Consider the following 18,617-nt stretch of genomic DNA (forward strand, 5'->3'; position numbering starts at 1 on the left):
CCTGACGCCCGCACGCACTGTCGCCGCGTTGTCGTCGGCCGCCCCGCACGACCGGCCCATGACTCAGCCGCTCGCACTCAGGTGGCGTCACGGTGGGCGTGTACGCCCAGGACGTCGAGCATGGCGCGGGTGGCGGGGGTGGGGTTGAAACGGCTCCAGGCCAGGTACTCGACGCGCCGGGGGCCGTCGGTCACGGGGACGAGCACGAGAGCGGGGTCGTCGGCGGCGAGGGGGCGGATGAACGCGGACGGCAGAAGCGCGACACCCAGGTCGCGCGCTATCAGACGGGTGATCAGTTCGGCCACGCCCGCCTCGTAGGCGACGTCCCGCACCAGGCCGGCGGCGGCGAACGCTTTGTCGGACTGTGCGCGGGCCGGGCTTCCCCGGGTGAAGTCGACGAACGTCTCACTTGCGATGTCCTGGAGCGCGACGCGCCGCCTGCCCGCCAGGCGGTGGCCGGCCGGCACGACCAGGACGTGGTGATCGCGGTCCAGGACGACGGTCTCCACGCCGGAGGGCCGCTCGTCGTCGGGCAGGCCGAGGAAGGCGATGTCCAGCTCGCCGCCGCGAATCGCCGCGGCCAGCTCGTCGCTGCCGCCCGCCCGCAGCAGGACGCGGACATCCGGGTGCTGGGCACGGTAGCGCTGGAGCAGTTCGGGTACGTCCACGGCCGCCGTCGTGACGATGACTCCCACAGCGAGCCGACCGCGTACCACCCCGGCCGCCGAGGCGGCGTCGGCGGCGGCACGCTCCGCGGCGGCGAGGCACTCGCGTGCGCCGACCAGGAACGCCGTTCCCGCGCTGGTCAGTTCCACGCGTCGACTGGAGCGGGCGAACAGCCGGACACCGAGTTCCCGTTCCAGACCGGCGATCCGGTGACTGAGGGCCGACTGTCCCACGGAGCAACGCTCCGCCGCCCGCGTGAAGTTCCGGGTCTCGGCGACGGCGACGACGTAACGCATCTGCTGAAGATCCACACATCCATCGTTCCCGTTCATGGGTGGCATGACAAGAATGCGTTGGATTCATGAGCGGCGGAAGGAAGACTGCCGCGCATGCCTCCCCTCTCCACAGTCGTCGTCACCGCGCTCGCTCCCGCAGCGTGGGGAACCACGTACGCCGTCACCACCGAACTGCTGCCGGCCGGCCACCCGTTGTCCGCCGCGCTGCTGCGCGCCCTGCCCGCCGGGCTGGTCGCGCTGGCGATCACCCGGACGCTGCCGAGTGGGGTGTGGTGGTGGCGGGCCACCGTACTCGGCATCCTCAACATCGGCGCGCTGTTCCCCCTGCTGTTCCTCGCCGCCGAGCGGCTGCCCGGCGGGGTCGCCGCCACGCTGAGCGCCGCCCAGCCGCTGATGGTCGCGGGCCTGGCCGCCGCGGTGGTACGTGAACGCCCCACCGTCTGGCGGCTGGCCTGGGCTGTGGCCGGTGTGGCGGGCGTCGGGCTCGTGGTGCTCGGCCCCGGAGCGCGGTTCGACCTCGTGGGAGTGCTCGCGGGGCTCGGCGGCACGGCCGGCATGGCCGCCGGGATCGTCCTCACCAAGCGCTGGGGCCGGCCCGAGGGCGTCGGGCCCATGAGCCTGGCCGGGTGGCAGCTGACCGCAGGAGGGCTGTTCCTGCTGCCGCTCACACTCGCGGCGGAAGGACTCCCGGAGCGGATCGACGCCGGCGCCACCGCCGGATACCTGTGGCTCGGCAGCGTGGGCGGCCTCATCGCGTACACCCTGTGGTTCCGGGGCATCGAGCGGCTCCCGGTCGGTGCCCTGGCGCCGCTGGTCCTGCTGTCCCCGCTGGTCGCCACCGCCACCGGCATCGCGCTGGGCGAGTCACTCGGCCCCGTCGGGGCCTTCGGAAGCCTGCTCGCCCTCACCGCCCTGCTCGCCGCACAGTTCCCCTCGCCCGTACAACGCAGAGCCTTCAGGAAGAGGAAGAAGATGTCGTACCAAGCGTCCGTCAAGAAGATCGCCGTGCTCGGCGCCACCGGCATGGTCGGCCGCCGGGTGGTCACAGAGGCCCGGGCACGAGGGCACCAGGTCCTCGCCCTGTCCCGCACCCCGCAGGACGGTGAACCAGGCATCACCCCCATAGCGGTCGACGCCGCCGACGAACAGGCGGTGCGCGAGGCGCTCACCACCCATGCTCCTGAACACGTCGTCGTCGCGCTGCGCACCGAGCCGGTCGACGAGGACTTCCTCGTCGACGCCACCCGCACGGTGCTGCGGATCGCCGGAGAGCTGGGCATGCACGTCCTGGTCGTCGGCGGCGCCGGAGTGCTGCGCAGTCCCGGGCGACCCGGGCTGCTCGTGGCCGACAACCCGGCCTACGTACCGGACCACGTACGGCCCGTCGCCGCCGCCGGGGTGGCGCAGTGGCAGGCGTGCCAGAACCAGGGCGGCGACAGGTGGGTATATCTGAGCCCGCCGGCCCTGCTGGAGCCGGGAGAACGCACGGGGCGCTACCGGCGGGGCACCGACACCCTGCTCACCGATGACGAGGGACGCTCTCGCATCAGCGTGGAGGACCTCGCCGTCGCAGTGATCGACGAACTACAGACCCCATGCGCCGACCGGCTCGTCACCGTGGCCGCCGACGAGAAGGGCGACTCGAGGTCCGTGGCTGCCGTGGTTCCAGCCACAACGGGACAGAGCGCCGGCTAGCGCTTGTCCCCCAACGCTCCGCACCCTGCCGTGACGTGGCCAGGAGCCCGGTAGCCCTGTCCGCTGGTCCGGATGTACGGCTGACTCCTGGTCGCGGAAGCTGGCCTCAGGTGCGGTCTGGCCGCCGCCCAGCTGGTCCAGGTTCGGCCTCTCCTGGGACTGTGCCGGAGTTGCCGGGCCGCCGGGCTGCGGGTCAGCGCACGGCGGCTGCCGAGGTGGCCGGCGGGACCGGGGTGTCGTGCAGTCCCAGGCGCAGGTGCTCGACGTGGTAGAGGGCTTGGTCGAGGAGCTCGGCGACGTGGTCGTCGTAGAGCGAGTAGACGATGGAGCGGCCGTGTCGTTCGCCGGTGACCAGGCCGAGGTTGCGCAGGAGGCGGAGCTGGTGCGAGCAGGCCGAGGCTTCCATGCCGACGGCTTCGGCGAGCTCTCCGACCGCACAGGGGCCCTCCTGCAGGCGGGCCAGGATGTAGAGCCGGGAGGGTGTGGCGAGGGCCTGGAGGGTGGCGGCGACATCGGCGGTGCCGACCGCGTCGAGGCGCTCGCGGGTGCTGGCAGTGGTGCCGGTGGTGTCGCGTCCGTGGCCCATGCTCCCATCGTATCAACGACACCTGAAGAGCTGTTCAGATGTTCCTGTACGGTGGAGGTGTCGCCCTGTCCGGCCCGTGAAGGGTTGCTTCGTCATGTCTTCTGTCCTGGATCGGCGGTCCGCGCCGCCCAGCGGCGCCGCGCGTCCGGCTCCGCCCCGGCGCCGTACGCGGCTGCTCGCACTGCCCGAGGCCCGCTGGGCGCTCGCCGCCCTGGTGCTGTTCCTGGTCGCACTGCCCGTCCACCTGCTGGACGGCCCGGCGTGGCTGTGGGGCACCCTGTTCGCCGCGACGTACGTCACCGGCGGCTGGGAACCGGGATGGGAGGGCCTCAAGGCGCTCAAGGACAAGACGCTGGACGTGGACCTGCTCATGGTCGTCGCCGCCGTGGGGGCGGCCGCGATCGGGCAGGTCCTCGACGGCGCGCTGCTGATCGTCATCTTCGCCACCTCCGGCGCCCTGGAAGCCGTCGCCACCGCCCGGACCGCCGACTCCGTGCGCGGCCTGCTCGACCTCACCCCCACCACCGCCACCCGGCTCCGGCCGGACGGCACCGAAGAGACGGTCGACACCGAGCACCTGACGGTCGGTGACACGGTCCTGGTCCGGCCCGGTGAGCGGGTCGGCGCGGACGGCCGGGTCCTCGGCGGGTCCAGTGACGTCGACCAGGCCACCATCACCGGCGAGCCGCTCCCGGTGGCCAAGCGGGCGGGGGACGAGGTGTTCGCCGGCACCGTCAACGGCACCGGCGCGCTGCGCGTGCGGGTCGAGCGCGACCCGTCGGACTCGGTGATCGCCCGCATCGTGAAGATGGTCGAGGAAGCCTCCGAGACCAAGGCCCCCACGCAGCTCTTCATCGAGAAGATCGAGCAGCGCTACTCGATCGGCATGGTGATCGCGACCCTCGCCGTCTTCGCGGTCCCGCTCGCCTTCGGCGACACCCTCTCCTCGGCGCTGCTGCGGGCGATGACGTTCATGATCGTCGCCTCGCCGTGCGCCGTCGTGCTCTCCACGATGCCGCCGTTGCTGTCCGCCATCGCCAATGCCGGCCGACACGGCGTACTCGCCAAGTCCGCCGTCGTCATGGAGCGCCTCGGCGAGATCGACACCGTCGCCCTGGACAAGACCGGCACCCTCACCGAAGGCACCCCTCACGTCACCGACCTGTACCCGCTGCCCGGCGCCGGCGTGGACGAGGGCGCGCTCCTGGCGTTGGCGGCGTCCGCCGAGAACCCCAGCGAACACCCGCTTGCCCGCGCCGTGGTCGCCGCCGCCCGCGAACGCGGCCTTCCCCTGACCGCCGTCGAGGACTTCTCCTCCCTTCCGGGCCGGGGCGTCACCGCCGCGGTCGACGCACACACCGTCACGGTCGGGGCCCCCGCCCGACTGCTGGACCCCGCCGCGCAGCAGGCGCACCAGGCGCACCAGGCGACGGCACACCTGGCGATGGCGCACGCGATGGTGGCCGAACTGGAGGAAGCCGGACGGACCGCGGTCGTCGTCCTGCGCGACCAGGAGCCGGTGGGCGTGCTGGGCATCGCGGACCGGCTCCGGCCGGACGCGATGGCCACCGTGGCCGCACTGACCCGCCTGACCGGCCACGCCCCCGTCCTGCTGACCGGTGACAACGTACGCGCCGCCCGGCACCTGGCCGCCGAGGTCGGCATCACCGACGTCCGCGCCGGGCTGCTGCCCGAGGACAAGGTCGCCGCGGTCAAGGAATGGGAGGCCAAGGGGCGCCGGGTGCTGGTCGTGGGCGACGGCGTCAACGACGCCCCTGCCCTGGCCGCCGCGCACTCCGGGATCGCGATGGGCAAGGCCGGCTCCGACCTCGCCCTGAAGACCGCCGACGCCGTCGTCGTACGCGACGAACTGGCCACGATCCCCTCGATCGTGCGGCTCTCCCGTACCGCACGCCGCCTCGTCGTCCAGAACCTGGCCATCGCGGGGACGTTCATCGCCGTCCTGGTCGCCTGGGACCTGATCGGCACCCTGCCCCTGCCCCTCGGCGTCGCCGGCCACGAGGGCTCCACCGTCCTCGTCGGCCTGAACGGCCTGCGCCTGCTCCGCGAGGCCGCCTGGCCCCGGCTCACCGAGGACGCCGAGTAGGCGAAGGCACCCCGCACTCCGCGCCTGCCCCGCGCCCCGTAATTGATAATGGGACCCGTTTTCATATAGCCTCGCCGAGTTCCCGCCCCGACCGAGGAGGAGTCCCACCATGGCCGTCCCCAAGCGGAAGATGTCCCGCAGCAACACCCGCCACCGCCGCGCCCAGTGGAAGGCCACCACGCCCCAGCTGGTGCCGGTCACCATCGACGGGTCCGTACACCAGGTCCCGCAGCGCCTGGTGAAGGCGTACGAGCGCGGCCTCATCCGTCCCGAGGGCTGAATCCGTGACCTCGTACGACCGCCTGCCGGTGACGGTGCTGTCAGGGTTCCTCGGCGCGGGCAAGACCACCCTGCTCAACCACGTGCTGGGCAACCGCGAGGGCCTGCGGGTCGCGGTGATCGTCAACGACATGAGCGAGGTCAACATCGACGCCGCGCTCGTCCGCGGCGGTGAGGCGGCGCTCTCCCGGACCGAGGAGCGGCTGGTCGAGATGACCAACGGGTGCATCTGCTGCACCCTGCGCGACGACCTGCTGGAGGAGGTCGACCGACTCGCCCGCGACGGCCGGTTCGACTACCTGCTCATCGAGTCGAGCGGCATCTCCGAACCCATGCCCGTCGCCGCCACGTTCTCCTTCCCCAGGGACGACGGAGCCACGCTCGGCGACCTCGCCCGCCTGGACACCATGGTCACCGTCGTCGACGCCGCGAACTTCCTCCGCGAGCTCGGCGGAGGGGACGAACTCGTCGCCCGCGGCCTCGAGCAGTACGAGGACGACGAGCGCACCGTCAGCGACCTCCTCGTGGACCAGGTCGAGTTCGCCGACGTCATCGTCCTGAACAAGCTCGACCTGGTCGGCCCCGAGGAGGCACGCCGGCTCCGCGCCGCGCTGTCGCGGCTCAACCCGGAGGCGCGGATCGTGCCCGCCGTGCGCGGGCGGGTGGCCCTCGAACACGTCCTGGACACCGGCCTGTTCGACGTCGAGCGCGCCCAGCAGGCCCCGGGCTGGGTGAAGGAGCTCAACGGCGACCACGTCCCCGAGACCGAGGAGTACGGCATCTCCTCCCTGGTCTTCCGCGCCGACCGGCCCTTCCACCCCGGGCGGCTGTGGACCCTGGTCACCAACGGCCTGGACAGCGGCATTTACGGGAACGTCCTGCGCTCCAAGGGATTCTTCTGGCTCGCCAGCCGCCCCCGGGTGACCGGCCTCTGGTCCCAGGCAGGCGCGGTGGCGCGGTTCGAGCCCTCGGGCTCACGCGACCCGGGAACCGCACACGGTCAGGGAACCGCGCAGGGCCAGGAACTGGTCTTCATCGGCACCGGCCTGCGCCACGAGGCCCTGCGCGCCGCCCTGGACGCCTGCCTGATGGCGCCGGGCGAGCCCGTACCCGCCGAGGACGACTTCCCGGCATGGGAGACGTACGGCATCGACGACGCCTGCGAGCACGAACACGAGCACGCGGCCTGACAGCCTGACAGGCTGACAGCTGACGTCACAGGCGGCCGGAGGAGTCCGGGCCGGACGGTGGTCGCAGCCACGGCACCGTCCGGCCCGGCCCTGTTCCCGCGCGGTCCGGGCGGTGGCGGTCAGGACGCCACGAGTTCCTCCGCGACGAACGTGTCCACGAGTTCCTCGGTACGCCGGTCGAAATCGGCGTACTGCGCTTCGCGATCGGCGCCCGCGACCGCTTCGCCGACCAGGAGGTTGCCCTCGGCGTCGACGCGCTGCGGGCGGTCCTCCGCGTCGGTGAGCAGGCCGACGGTGGACTGGGAGAAGCCGCAGTAGGAGGCGATGCCTTCGCTCAGGTTGGTTTCGAGGACGGCTTGCATCCCCGCCACGACGGGGTCGTCACCGGTGGCGCCGGCCAGGCCCAGCCACAGGATGCGCTTGCCGGCGAGGCGGGGCTTGCTGCGGCCGTAGGCGAACCCGTAGTTCCACACGCGGTCGATCCAGCCCTTGAGGATGGCCGGCACGCTCTGCCAGTACACCGGGAAGACGGCGACGACCACCTGGGCGTCGAGGATGCGCCGCATATGGGCGTGCACTTCGTCCGAGTACGTCTTGTCCCGGTTCCCCCAGTCCGGCTGGTCCGACGTGTTCATCCGCGGGTCGAACCCCTCGGCGTGCAGGTCGAGCACGTCGATGCGGTACCCGGCGGCTTCGAGCCGGGCGGCAGCACGGCGGGCCGTGTGCGCGGTGAGGGAATCGGTGCGGTGGTGGGCGACGACCACGAGGGCTGTCCTGGCGGTGCTGTCGTGCTGCGTCACGGTGTCTCCGGCTGGTCTCGGTCGATGTGATGCATCCAGTACAGCCGCCATGGCGTAGATGATCCATGGGAGAAAAGCTCCGGAGCATAGGAGATCGTCTACGATGCGTGGTGTGGATCCTCTGAGTTCGCTCCTGAACGGCATCCGGGCCGAGGGCTCGGTCGTCAGCCACGCCGTACTGACGGCGCCCTGGACCATCCGCTTCGCCGACGACGCACCGCTCACCATGATCAGCGTCCTGCGCGGCGGGGGCACCCTGCTGCTGCCCGACGGCACCGAGCGGGCGGTCGGCGCGGGCGACACGGCCATCGTGAGCGGCTCCGCACCGTTCCACCTCGCGGACGATCCCACCACCGCCGACCGCTCCCACGCCGCGTACGAGATCGCCTGTTTCACCACGGACACCGAGTGCGCCAGCCAGGAATTGGGCGGCATCCACTGGGGCGCCGACTCCGAGGAGGCCACCGCGCTGATCGTGGGCGCCTACCGCGCCTCGGGCCACCGTCACGAGCGGCTGCTGCGTGCCCTCCCGCCCGTCCTGGTGATCAAGGAGGACGTCGAAACCTGCGCCTGGCTGGAGACGGCCGCCGTCGACGCCGCCCAACTCTCGGCCGGCTCGCAGGCGTTGATGGACCGGCTCCTCGACTGGGCCCTGGTGTGCACCTTGCGCACCTGGTTCGACCAGGTCGGCGCCGACGCGCCCAGCTGGTACCGGGGCCTGACCGACCCGGTTCTCGCCCCCGCCCTGCGGGCCTTCCACGACCGGCCCGCCGAGACCTGGACCGTGGCGTCACTGGCCACTCGGGCGGGCGTCTCCCGGGCGCTGTTCGCCAAGCGCTTCACCCAGTTGATGGGACGCCCGCCCCTCGCCTACCTCACCGAGTGCCGCATGGACGAGGCCGCGGCGCTGCTGACCGACACCGACCTCAGCGTCGCCCAGATCGGAAGGTCGGTCGGCTACGCCGACGCCTTCGGCTTCAGCGCCGCGTTCAAACGGCACAAGGGCCAGAGCCCCAGTACGTTTCGCGCCGCCGCGGCCTGAGGGCGGGCACCCAGGTCACGCGGGCGCGGAGCCCGGGGGCGGGCCGAGGGTGTGGTCCACCAGCCGCTCCATGCTGTCCCGGACCGGTCCCGGGGCGAAGTGCCGCAGTGCGGCCCGGGCCTGGTCGGCATAGTGGGTGGCCAGCTCCTGTGCCGCCCGGTCCCCCTGGCCTTCCCTGACCAGCCGGATGACGGTCCGGACCTGCCGGTCGTCGAGGGGCCGTCGGGCGCGGCGGGCGAGGAGGGTGCGAAGGCGTGTGCTGACGCCGTCGTCGAGGTTCAGGACGTGGAGCACCGGGACGCCGAAGGTGCCGGCTGCGAGGTCGGAGGCCAGTGTCGTGCCCAGACGGGTGGGCCTGCCGGTGGCGCTGCGTGCCTCCTCCGTCAACTGGAAGGCCAGGCCGAGGTGGCGGCCGTACGCCGCGAGGGCGGTGACGTCGGCCGGGGGCGCGCCGGCGAGCAGGGCGCCCAGTTCGCAGGGCAGGGCGAAGAGCGTGGCGGTCTGCTCCGTCAGGATCGCCACGCGCTCGGTGGTGGTGAGGTGCGGGTCGTGGGCGTGGCGCAGTTGCCGGATCCGGCCTTGGGTGGCGGTGGCGAGGGCGTGTGTCACGGTCCGGCTCACCTCGGTGCCGGTGCGTGCCGCCAGTTCGTTGGCCTTCGCGAGCAGGAAGTCTCCGACCAGCAGCGCCAGCATGTTGCCCCAGTTCGCCGCGGTCGGGGCGGGTGGGGCGTCCGCGTCGTGCGTTCCCTCGGTGACGCTGAGCCCGGCCAGGGCGGCGAGGCAGCCCAGCTCGACCGAGGCTGCGGCCAGGACGGCCGCGGCGGGGCGTGACCCCGGGGCGACGAGCCGGCCGGCGAGCAGGGTGAAGAGCGCCGGCCGCAGGGGGACGGTGGGCACGCCCCGCCCCAGCGCGGTGATCCGGCCGAGGAACGGCCAGTCGGTGCGTACGGCGTCCAGGAGCACCTCGCTGACCGCGAGGAGGTCCGCGCGCAGCCGGGGCGCGCTCGCGCCGAGGACGCCGGTGGCGTCGTCGAGGAGGCGGGTCACGTGCCGTTCGTCGCATCCGTCCGGGAAGAGGAGCGCTTCGCGGCCCAGCGTGAACAGCGGCCGCTCGCCCTCGAAGGTGCTGTGCAGGGTCCGCCAGACCATCAGGTGGCGGCGCGCGGATCGGTCGCCGTCCTCGAAGTGGCCGACGAAGCTGCTCCTGAGGCTGCGGACGTACCCGGAGAGGTCCGGTGGGGCTACCGTTCCGGGCCGGAGCCGGCGGTGGATGGCCGCGGCCGCCAGGCGGCCGGACTCCATGGCCGGGCCGATGCCGTGGCCGGTGAACGGGGACACCATCCCGGCGGCGTCACCCACCAGCACCATCCCCGGTGCGGCGCAGCGTTCGGGCGTGAAGTCGAAGCGCAGGGGCGCGGTCTCGGGGCGCGTGTCCTGTCGCAGGTGGGTGAAGCGCGGGTCGGTGTCCCGCAGGGTGCGGACGAACCCGTCCCAGAGGCCGTCCGGGTCACCGTCCGGCCATGCGCCGAGGATCCCCACGCCGACGTTGGCGGTGGAGGGGCCGGTGGGGTGGACCCACCCGTAGGAGGGTGGGTGGCCGTGTCCGGCCGGGTCCGCCACCGGCATGTGGATCTCCAGCATGTCGGTCAGCCCGGTCAACCCGGACACGTAGCCCCGTACGCCGTGGCCGCGGCCGGTCGGGGCGCCCCCGCCGGACGGGGGTGGGAGCAGTGCGTCGGACGCGGCCCCGCACGCGACCACGACGACGGGGGCCAGGAGCTGCGCGTCCCGGCCGGACCGCGACACCTCCACGCCGACCACCTCCACACCGACCACCGCGCCGTCGTCCCGCAGCAGCCGGACGGCTCGCGTGCGGGTCAGCAGACCGGCTCCGGCAGCGACCGCCTGTGCCAGGAGCGCCTCGTCCAGGACGGTCCGTGGCATGGTCAGTCCGGAGTCCCCCGGTTCGTGGGTGAAGGTGCGCCACCGCTGGTGCACCCGCACACGGGTGCCGCGGACGGGTGGCGGATCGCCGTGTTCCCCGGCCAGCCGCCGCAGTACTCCCATGTCGCCGAGGAGGCGCACGGCCGGCGCCCCGATCGCGTCCCCGCACGTCTTGGGCCGGGGGAACTCCTGCGCGTCCAGCAGGAGTACGCGCCGGCCGTGGCGGGCCAGCCAGTACGCCGCGGTGGCCCCGGCGGGCCCGGCGCCGACCACGATGACCTCCGCGTCCACGCCGTGGTCCCCTTTCACCTCGAACTTTCACCTCGAACTTTCACCCCGAACTTCCGCCGGCCCTTTCACCTCAGCCCTTCGACTTGGCGACCTTCACCGCGACCTGGTGAGCACGTGCCGGGCCAGGTTCTCCAGGGACTCGCGCTCCGGTCCGCCGGGCAGGACCCGGAGCGCCTCCAGGGCCTTGGTCGCGTGGGAGCGGGCCAGGTCGAGCACCGCGGCTCCGGCGTCGGTGCTCTCGACCAGCCGGTAGACCTCGGCCACCTGCTCGGCGGTCATGTCCTCGCGGCCCAGCAGCGCGGTGAGCCGTGCGCCGACGTCGCCGCCCGTCCGTACGGCGCGCAGCACGGTCAGGCAGTACACCCCCTCGCGCACGTCGGTGCCGGTCGACTTGCCCGATCCGCGGCCCCGGCCCGGCAGGTCCAGGACGTCGTCGGTGAGCTGGAACGCCAGGCCGAGGCTGCGTCCGTAGGACCGGAGGGCGTGCGCGTGGTCCGGTGGTGCCTGGCTCAGCAGGGTGCCGAGCCGGCAGGGCAGTTCGAACAGAGTGGCCGTCTTGCGTGCGAGGATCCGCAGGTGCTCGGCTTCGCCGAGGTCGGTGTTGTAGGCGTTCTCCGCCTCCTGGAGCTGTCCGCCGCACACGTCCAGAAAGGCCTCGGCCGCGACGCGGTTGGGCTCGTCGCCGAGGGTCACCAGAAGGCGGGAGGCCTGGGCGAACAGGTACGTGCCGGCGAGCGCGGCCAACTCGTCGCCCCAGCGGGCGTTGACGGTCGTCCCGTCGCGCCGGGTGGGTGCCCGGTCCATGACGTCGTCGTGGTAGAGGGACGCGATGTGCACCAGTTCCAGGGCGGCCGCCGCGCGCAGCAGTGGCGCGCGGCGGCAGGTGCCGTAGGAGGCGGACAGCACCAGCAGGGCCGGCCTGAGCCGTTTGCCGCCGCGCCGCAGCAGGTGGCCGGCCATCATGCGCAGCAGCGGGTCCTCCGCGGTGGCCGCCTCGTGGAGGACGGCGTCGAGTCCGGTCAGGGCCGCTCTCGTGCGGGGGCACGCGAGCCAGTCCTCGCCGGCCGGCGGGCGGAGTGTCGTCACGGTTCGGGCTGCTGGAGGAAGTCGATCCGGGAGACCAACTGCTTCACCCGGTCGTGAACCGCCGGGTGGTCGAGCATGTGGAGGACCTCGCCGGGCTTGAGGCCCTGGGCGCGCTTGGCGAGTTCGAACAGTTCGTCCGCCACCGCGCCTTCCTCGGCGGTCATGTACCGCTTGGCCAGTTGGAGCGCCTGCCGTGCTTCGGCGAGGTCCTCGGCCGACAGGCGCGTCTCGTCGACGTGGGGCCGGGCCATGATGCGTGTGATCAGCTCGGCGTAGCGGTCGTACAGCCTGCGCGCGTGGGCCCGGTCCTCTTCGCTGAGCCGCGTCTGCCGGGCCCGGTTCACCAGCCGGTCCTCGTTGTGGAAGAACACGTCGATCAGGTACTTGCCGGTGCGCGTACGGCTCAGGTGCTGCTCCCGGAACTCCTTCTCCAGTTGCTGGTGCACCGAGAGGTCCTCGCCGAGCATGCTGGAGGCCATGGAGATGATCAGGCAGCCGCCGCAGTGGTCCTCGTTGCCGCCCGCCCCGCCCTGGCAGACGATGGATCCCGAGTCACCGCCTTCGCAGAGCCAGGCGGTCGCGATCTGGCTGTCGAACGTGGCCGGGCCGAAGTTGTAGGCGAGCGTCAGCGTCGCGTCGATCTCGAGGACGGTCGAGGTGGTGTACTCGGTGGTGCGCCCGACCTTCTCGACGTTCATGCCGATCTGGGCGGTGGCGGTCGAGCCGGCTCCGGCGGGGAAGGCGATGTTGAGCTGGGTCATCACGTCCTGGATGGGGTTGATGAACGTCCGGTTGCAGGAGCCGGCGAACAGCAGTCCCACGGCGGGGTGGCCGGGGCCGGGCACCGGCATGAGGTTGTTCATCATCCGGTCGACGACGTCACCCGGATTGGTGACCTGGGCGATGGCGGCGTCGATGGTGTTGCCGGACATCCCGATGGTGGTGAAGCGTTTCAGTGTGGCGATGGTGTCGCCGGGCGCGGTGCCGCCGTCGAAGGTGCCGGGCTGGATGATCGCGTCACCGGGCATGGCGGCGTTGTGATTGGCCAGTACGTGGTTGTTGCTGAGGATGCACAGGCTCGAGTCGGTGTTGTCCCGTACGAGGCATCCCAGGGTTCCCGCGGTGACGAGCGGATGGCCGATGCTGATCCCGGAGGGCGCCGGACGGGTCCGGGCCGTGAACTCCAGCGGGTAGACCGGCCCGGTCTCCACCACGTCGACCTCGATGGAGTCGCCTCCGACGTACAGGCGCTGGGGCAGGTGCCGGGAGGGTGGGAGGTACCGGTCGGAGACCTTGCGGGCCACGTAGATCACGACGGCGGGTTCGTCGGTCCGGGACCCGCCGGTGGTCCGCTGCCCGAAGGCCATGCCGATGATGTTGGGGTCCTGCTGGTACGCCGGCCAGTACGTCCTGCGTACGGACTGGGACAAGGCCCGGGCCTTCGCATAGCGCTCGTCCACGACAGATGTTCTCCCGGTCCGCTCCTTCGGCCACGGCCGGCCCCGGCCCGCGTCACGGCCGTGACGCGGTCGGGTGCGCGGTTCGCCGAACCTCCACCTGTCTGAAGCATCCGGCGTCCGGCGTCCCGCGGCCCCTTCTGATCGGCTGTGCCGGTGACGGCGCTCCCCCGTCCGGTGCGTCCTGCCATCCCGCGGGCTCGTCCCGGAGCGACCGGCCCTGCGGGCGGCGGGGCGGGGCGGCCTGTACGCTCGGGGGACGAGGTTGCCGATCCATCGCGAACAGGCCAGAGAGCCCCTCATGAGCGAGCCGAACACCCTTGAGCGCGTCCGCAGCACCCTGAACCGGCATCGGACGCACCTGCTGGAGACCTACCGAGCCGTCGGAGTGGGCATCGGACAGGCCGCCCCGTCCGCCACCTCGTACTGCATCACGGTGTACCTGCTGTCGAGCGCCGACATCCCGCAGGAGCCGGTCGCCATCGACGGAGTGCCGCTGCGGTTCGAGGTCACCGGCCCGGTCCGGCTGATGTGACGACGGGGCCGGTCACACCGGGCCGCCGACCCTCGGGTTCAGGTGGTCAGTTCCCGGCGTCGCACGCTTTCCTGCCCGTCGGCGCACGCGGACCGGCCCGCGTCGCAGACATGGGCCCGTCGCGCTCGGTACGGACTGCGGGGGCCGTCCCGGCCCGGCGCGCGCAACGCCGTGGACGGGCCGACCGCCCGGCAACTGGCCGACGCCTTCCGGGCGTTCGAGGAATGCCGTTGATCGACGGCGGTACGGTCCGGCTGCCGCGGCTGATCGGTGAGAGCCGCGCCATGGACCTGATCCTGACCGGCCGCCCGGTCCCGGCCGCCGAGGTGTACGCGATCGGCCTCGCCAACCGTCTCGTACCGCCGGGGCGGTCGCGGTACGCGGCTGAGGAACTCGCCCGCGAGATCGCCGCCTTCCCGCAGGCATGCCTGCGTCACGACCGGCTCTCCGTGCGCGAGCAGCACGGCCTGCCCGAACCCGAGGCGCTGGCCGCCGAGTTCCGCCACGGCATGGTGCCACTGTCGGCCGGCGAGACCCTTTCGGGCGCGGCGCGCTTCGCCTCCGGCGCGGGACGGCACGGTTCCTTCACCGACTGACACCGGCTGACCCGTCACGACGGCGGCCCGGACGCGGGGCGTACGCTGGCGGCGATCATCATTGGGGCGCGGAACAGGCGGGGCGAGCATGGCCATTCACCGACCGGGACGTCCGGAGGACCTGCCTCCGGGCGAGGAGCTGTGGGCCCGGTGGGCGCTGCTCGCGGCCGTCGAGGCGACCACCGAGGAGGAGCGGCGGCCGAGCGGCCACCGCACCGGCCGCTGGATCGACGACGAGGGACTCCACTACGACGACTCCGGGTGCACCTGGTGGACCATGTCCCGGATGGGCGAGGGCCGGTTCGTGCTGTACGGCGAGGACGAGTCGAGCGGCGTGAAGTGGTACGAGCCGCCGATCGACATGCTCGCGGGCGGCCCGGACTGGCTGCCGTACGGCGAGTTGCGCGACCGGCTCAAGGGCTACGAGCTGGGCTGCGTCTACTGGTACGACAACGGGACCTGGGCCCGCGCGCCGTACCCCGGCGACCTCGGCGACGACGGCCTGGACTGCGGCATCAGCGGTTTCGCCGACCGGGACCACGTGCTGGGTGAGCTGTCCGACCGCGTGGACGACTCCGGGGGCGACTGTGTGGACGACTCCGGAGGCGGCCTGGACGCGGACGCCCTCCTCGCCGCTGCCGAGGCGCACCGCCTGGCCCCGGCGTCTCTGCTGGAGCGGCTGCGCCCGGTGTACGAGGACGAGCCGCTGGACCTCCCGGCCGTCGCCAGGGCCCTCGCCCTCGCGGGCATCACCGGCCGGGAACCGAACGAGGGCGCGGCGACATGACGCGTCAGCGCGGGTCGGGGCGCACCGCGTAGGGGACGAAGGTGCTGCTGTTGGGGTCGATCCGCAAGGGGCGGCCGAGCGGGGGTGCCGCGCGCTGTGGGCAGTCGAGGCGTTCACAGACGCGGCAGCCCATGCCGATGGGGGTGGCGGCGGAGGTGCTGTCGAGGTCGAGCCCGTCGGAGTACACGAGCCGGCGGGCGTGGCGGAGTTCGCAGCCCAGGCCGATGGCGAACGTCTTGCGAGGTTCGCCCCAGCCTCCCCGGTGCCGGGTGAGGGCGCGGGCGGTCCACAAGTAGCGCTGGCCGTCGGGCATTTCAGCGACCTGGACGTGGATGCGACCCGGGGCGGTGAACGCCTCGTAGACGTTCCAGAGCGGGCAGGTGCCACCGGCCCGGGAGAAGTGGAAGCCGGTGGCGGACTGGCGTTTGGACATGTTGCCTGCGCGGTCGACGCGTACGAACGAGAACGGCACTCCGCGCAGGCGGGGGCGCTGGAGCGTGCTGAGCCGGTGGCAGACGGTTTCGTAGCCCAGACCGTAGCGGTCGGTGAGGCGCTCGATGTCGTAGCGCATCTCCTCGGCCGCGGCGTGGAAGGCGCGGTACGGGAGGACGAGCGCGGCGGCGAAGTAGTTGGCGATCCCGATGCGGGCCAGGGCGTGGGTGGGCGTTCCGGGAGCGAAGTCCTCGGCGGCCTGGCGGTCCAGTTCGTCGCCGTACTCCAGCAGGGCCAGTTGGGTGGCCATGCGGAACGCACGCTGTCCCGGGCGTAGCCGCGGGGAGAGTGCGAGGGTGCGCGTCGTCCCGTCGTAATGGTGCAGGTGGTCACCGCTCTCGTCGGTCAGGCGGACGCCGTGGGCCTCGGCGAGCCGGGCCGCGAGGGCGCGGACGACGTCGCCGGGGTGGATGCCGGTCTCCCCGGCCAGGCGCTCGGCGGCGACGTCGGTGTCGTGCAGGTAGTTCTGGCGGCGGTAGAAGAACTCCCGGATCTCCTCGTGGGGCGTGCGGGGCGTCCCACCGATCGGGCCCCGGCCGTCGCCCGTGTCGGCGATCCGCTCGGAGAGGAGCTGGTTGCGGCGTCCGAGGTCGAGCAGGACCTGGGCGACCGCGGGCATGCGCGAGGCGAGTTCGGCGAGGTCGGCCGGGGTGACGCGGGAATCGGCGATCTCTCCGGTCAGCGCTTCGCGCAGGTCGGCGACGAGCCTGGTCGTGTCGCGTTCGGAGAAGAAGCCGGGGTCCACGCCGAAGCTCTCCGTGAGCCGCAGCAGGACGGGGACGGTGAGCGGCCGGGAGTCGTGCTCCATCTGGTTGAGGTAGCTCGGGGAGATGCCCAGGGCGCGGGCCAGGTCGGCCTGGGTCATCCGGCGCTCCTCGCGCAGCCGTCGCAGCCGCGCCCCCGCGTACGTCTTGCTCATCGCTCGCTCCCCCGCGTACCCACCGCTCGTTCCTCGCGCCCCACGCCCCACGCCCCATGCCCCATGCCGCATGCCGCATGCCGCACGTCACGTGTCGCGCGATGCCGTCAGCGTACGCGAACCCCGCGGCACCGCGAACCCTTCGCAAACGTGGCAAAGACGCGGGACAAGATTCGCAGAAGTTGGCACACGTCCACGGTTGTTGGCACTCAGTGCCAGTGCCAGAGTTCATCGCAGCGGCCCGCCGGACCCGGTGGCCGCCGTCCGGAGACCGGGGCGCGATTCACGCACTGACGTCGGTGATCCCGGCAGTGACGGCGGTCCGATTCGGCAGCGTTGCTCACCTTCCGCCTCCCGGCGGGACGGCGGGTCGCACCCACATCCAGTCGGCATCGGACACACAGTGCCACCCCATCCTCCCTCAGCGGCCGGAGGGTTGGCAGACGCGACACAACGAGAGACGGTGACACTCATGGCAGAGGCGACGACGCGGGCGGCCGGGGAACTGGCGCGGCGCTGGGCGACGGACCCCCGGTGGCAGGGGATCGAGCGGACGTACACGGCCGAGGACGTGGTGCGGCTGTCCGGCAGCGTGCGTGAGGAGCACACCCTGGCGCGGCGCGGCGCCGAGCGGCTGTGGCGGCAGCTGCACGAGCGGGACTACGTGCACGCGCTCGGCGCGCTGACCGGCGGCCAGGCCGTGCAGCAGGTGAAGGCGGGCCTCCAGGCCATTTACCTGTCCGGCTGGCAGGTGGCCGCCGACGCCAACCAGGCCGGCCACACGTACCCCGACCAGAGCCTGTACCCGGCCAACTCCGTGCCGCAGGTGGTCCGCCGCATCAACAACGCGCTGCTGCGCGCCGACCAGATCGCCACGGCCGAGGGCGGCACGGACACCACGGACTGGCTGGCGCCGATCGTGGCCGACGCCGAGGCGGGCTTCGGTGGTCCGCTGAACGCCTTCGAGCTGACCAAGGCGATGATCGCCGCCGGTGCCGCGGGCATCCACTACGAGGACCAGCTCGCCTCCGAGAAGAAGTGCGGCCACCTCGGCGGCAAGGTCCTGGTCCCCACCTCCCAGCACGTCCGCACCCTGAACGCGGCCCGTCTCGCGGCCGACATCGCCGACGTCCCCACGGTGATCGTCGCGCGTACCGACGCCCTGGCCGCGAACCTGCTGACCAGTGACGTGGACGAGCGCGACGCCCGTTTCGTCACGGGTGAGCGCACCGCCGAGGGCTTCTACCGGGTCCGCGGCGGTATGGAGCCGGTGATCGCACGCGGCCTCGCCTACGCCCCGTACGCGGACCTCATCTGGGTCGAGACCGGTACCCCGGACCTGGCCCAGGCGCGGGAGTTCGCCGAGGCGATCCACGCGGAGTACCCGGACCAGATGCTCGCCTACAACTGCTCGCCCTCCTTCAACTGGAAGGCCGCCCTCGACGACGACCAGATCGCCAAGTTCCAGCGCGAACTCGGGTCGATGGGGTACCGCTTCCAGTTCATCACCCTCGCCGGGTTCCACTCCCTCAACCACGGCATGTTCGACCTCGCCCGCGGCTACGCCGAGCACGGTATGACCGCCTATGTGGATCTGCAGGAGCGGGAGTTCGCCGCGCAGGAGCACGGGTTCACCGCCGTCAGGCACCAGCGGGAGGTCGGTACGGGCTACTTCGACCTGGTGTCCACCGCCGTCAACCCGGCCTCCTCGACCACGGCCCTGGCCGGTTCCACGGAGGAGGAGCAGTTCCACTAGGAACGCCCGCCGGCGGGCCCCCAGGCCCGCCCCCGGCCCCCGCCCCGCGGTCTCGCGCCGCGGTCCCACGCAGCAGGCCGTGCCGGGCCCCCG

14 protein-coding genes and 3 pseudogenes are annotated in these 18,617 nt (G+C 72.5%); 10 read left to right on the forward strand and 7 right to left on the reverse strand.

Annotated elements, in window-relative coordinates; translation table 11 throughout:
* Positions 1-77: 77 nt before the first annotated feature.
* A complete protein-coding gene (locus EIZ62_RS01285) occupies positions 78-977 on the reverse strand; it encodes a LysR family transcriptional regulator (protein WP_156690864.1) in 900 nt (299 codons plus the stop codon).
* A 78-nt stretch (positions 978-1,055) separates the two neighbouring features.
* On the opposite strand from EIZ62_RS01285, the pseudogene EIZ62_RS32235 reads away from it, so the two are divergent.
* Together EIZ62_RS32235 and EIZ62_RS32240 are read left to right on the forward strand one after the other, a co-directional pair.
* A pseudogene (locus EIZ62_RS32235) lies at positions 1,056-1,901 on the forward strand (EamA family transporter); the annotation flags it as partial.
* Positions 1,902-1,973: 72 nt separating this feature from the next.
* Positions 1,974-2,657 (forward strand): annotated as a pseudogene (locus EIZ62_RS32240) (NAD(P)-dependent oxidoreductase); the annotation flags it as partial.
* A gap of 193 nt (positions 2,658-2,850) precedes the next feature.
* On the opposite strand, the gene EIZ62_RS01295 reads toward EIZ62_RS32240, so the two are convergent.
* Complete coding sequence (locus EIZ62_RS01295) at positions 2,851-3,243, reverse strand: ArsR/SmtB family transcription factor (RefSeq protein ID WP_156690866.1); 393 nt, start codon at positions 3,241-3,243, stop codon at positions 2,851-2,853.
* Positions 3,244-3,337: 94 nt separating this feature from the next.
* On the opposite strand from EIZ62_RS01295, the gene EIZ62_RS01300 reads away from it, so the two are divergent.
* The 3 genes from EIZ62_RS01300 (at position 3,338) to EIZ62_RS01310 (ending at position 6,819) form a co-directional block, all read left to right on the forward strand.
* Entirely contained in the window at positions 3,338-5,350 is a 2,013-nt protein-coding gene (locus EIZ62_RS01300) for a heavy metal translocating P-type ATPase (protein ID WP_156690867.1), read from the forward strand.
* Positions 5,351-5,459: 109 nt separating this feature from the next.
* On the forward strand, positions 5,460-5,630 hold the full coding sequence (gene rpmF, locus EIZ62_RS01305; RefSeq protein WP_156690868.1) for a 50S ribosomal protein L32: 171 nt from the start codon (positions 5,460-5,462) through the stop codon (positions 5,628-5,630).
* 4 nt (positions 5,631-5,634) lie between these two features.
* The gene (locus EIZ62_RS01310) at positions 5,635-6,819 is read left to right on the forward strand and encodes a GTP-binding protein (RefSeq protein WP_156690869.1); all 1,185 of its coding nucleotides are present in this window, start codon (positions 5,635-5,637) and stop codon (positions 6,817-6,819) included.
* Positions 6,820-6,938: 119 nt separating this feature from the next.
* Here the strand turns inward: EIZ62_RS01310 and EIZ62_RS01315 are convergent, their stop codons facing one another.
* Positions 6,939-7,619, reverse strand: a complete 681-nt coding sequence (locus EIZ62_RS01315; RefSeq protein ID WP_208827728.1) for an NAD(P)H oxidoreductase — start codon at positions 7,617-7,619, stop codon at positions 6,939-6,941.
* 112 nt (positions 7,620-7,731) lie between these two features.
* On the opposite strand from EIZ62_RS01315, the gene EIZ62_RS01320 reads away from it, so the two are divergent.
* A complete protein-coding gene (locus EIZ62_RS01320; RefSeq protein WP_425281785.1) occupies positions 7,732-8,661 on the forward strand; it encodes an AraC family transcriptional regulator in 930 nt (309 codons plus the stop codon).
* Positions 8,662-8,676: 15 nt separating this feature from the next.
* Here EIZ62_RS01320 and EIZ62_RS01325 read toward each other — a convergent pair whose 3' ends face one another.
* The 3 genes from EIZ62_RS01325 to EIZ62_RS01335 all read right to left on the reverse strand — a co-directional run bounded on the left by EIZ62_RS01325 (position 8,677) and on the right by EIZ62_RS01335 (position 13,442).
* Positions 8,677-10,896: a geranylgeranyl reductase family protein gene (locus tag EIZ62_RS01325; protein ID WP_167536314.1), complete on the reverse strand. Its 2,220-nt coding sequence runs from the start codon at positions 10,894-10,896 to the stop codon at positions 8,677-8,679.
* A 93-nt stretch (positions 10,897-10,989) separates the two neighbouring features.
* On the reverse strand, positions 10,990-11,982 hold the full coding sequence (locus EIZ62_RS01330; protein ID WP_156690873.1) for a polyprenyl synthetase family protein: 993 nt from the start codon (positions 11,980-11,982) through the stop codon (positions 10,990-10,992).
* Positions 11,979-13,442 carry a DUF4398 domain-containing protein gene (locus EIZ62_RS01335; protein ID WP_156690874.1) on the reverse strand — a complete coding sequence of 488 codons (1,464 nt, stop codon included), beginning with the start codon at positions 13,440-13,442 and terminating at the stop codon, positions 11,979-11,981. The genes EIZ62_RS01330 and EIZ62_RS01335 overlap by 4 nt, the downstream gene beginning before the upstream one ends.
* Positions 13,443-13,740: 298 nt before the next feature.
* Between EIZ62_RS01335 and EIZ62_RS01340 the strand changes: the two genes are divergently transcribed.
* The 3 genes and pseudogenes from EIZ62_RS01340 (at position 13,741) to EIZ62_RS01350 (ending at position 15,357) form a co-directional block, all read left to right on the forward strand.
* Entirely contained in the window at positions 13,741-13,974 is a 234-nt protein-coding gene (locus tag EIZ62_RS01340) for a hypothetical protein (RefSeq protein ID WP_156690875.1), read from the forward strand.
* Between the two features lie 221 nt (positions 13,975-14,195).
* Positions 14,196-14,570, forward strand: a pseudogene (locus EIZ62_RS01345) (enoyl-CoA hydratase-related protein); the annotation flags it as partial.
* A gap of 88 nt (positions 14,571-14,658) precedes the next feature.
* Positions 14,659-15,357, forward strand: coding sequence for a hypothetical protein (locus EIZ62_RS01350; RefSeq protein WP_156690876.1), 699 nt, complete (start codon positions 14,659-14,661; stop codon positions 15,355-15,357).
* 4 nt (positions 15,358-15,361) lie between these two features.
* Here the strand turns inward: EIZ62_RS01350 and EIZ62_RS01355 are convergent, their stop codons facing one another.
* On the reverse strand, positions 15,362-16,768 hold the full coding sequence (locus EIZ62_RS01355; RefSeq protein ID WP_156690877.1) for a short-chain fatty acyl-CoA regulator family protein: 1,407 nt from the start codon (positions 16,766-16,768) through the stop codon (positions 15,362-15,364).
* 472 nt (positions 16,769-17,240) lie between these two features.
* Here EIZ62_RS01355 and aceA point away from each other — a divergent pair, with 472 nt between their 5' ends.
* Positions 17,241-18,524, forward strand: a complete 1,284-nt coding sequence (aceA, locus tag EIZ62_RS01360; protein ID WP_156690878.1) for an isocitrate lyase — start codon at positions 17,241-17,243, stop codon at positions 18,522-18,524.
* Positions 18,525-18,617: the final 93 nt, after the last annotated feature.

This window comes from Streptomyces ficellus (genome assembly GCF_009739905.1).
Lineage (GTDB): Bacteria > Actinomycetota > Actinomycetes > Streptomycetales > Streptomycetaceae > Streptomyces > Streptomyces ficellus_A.

Bases quoted from the DNA above. Each gene is read 5' to 3' on its own strand.
- EIZ62_RS01355 (WP_156690877.1), bottom strand. From the start codon at position 16,768: ATGAGCAAGACGTACGCGGGGGCGCGGCTGCGACGGCTGCGCGAGGAG.
- EIZ62_RS01295 (WP_156690866.1), bottom strand. From the start codon at position 3,243: ATGGGCCACGGACGCGACACCACCGGCACCACTGCCAGCACCCGCGAG.
- EIZ62_RS01340 (WP_156690875.1), top strand. From the start codon at position 13,741: ATGAGCGAGCCGAACACCCTTGAGCGCGTCCGCAGCACCCTGAACCGG.
- EIZ62_RS01350 (WP_156690876.1), top strand. From the start codon at position 14,659: ATGGCCATTCACCGACCGGGACGTCCGGAGGACCTGCCTCCGGGCGAG.
- rpmF (WP_156690868.1), top strand. From the start codon at position 5,460: ATGGCCGTCCCCAAGCGGAAGATGTCCCGCAGCAACACCCGCCACCGC.
- aceA (WP_156690878.1), top strand. From the start codon at position 17,241: ATGGCAGAGGCGACGACGCGGGCGGCCGGGGAACTGGCGCGGCGCTGG.
- EIZ62_RS01300 (WP_156690867.1), top strand. From the start codon at position 3,338: ATGTCTTCTGTCCTGGATCGGCGGTCCGCGCCGCCCAGCGGCGCCGCG.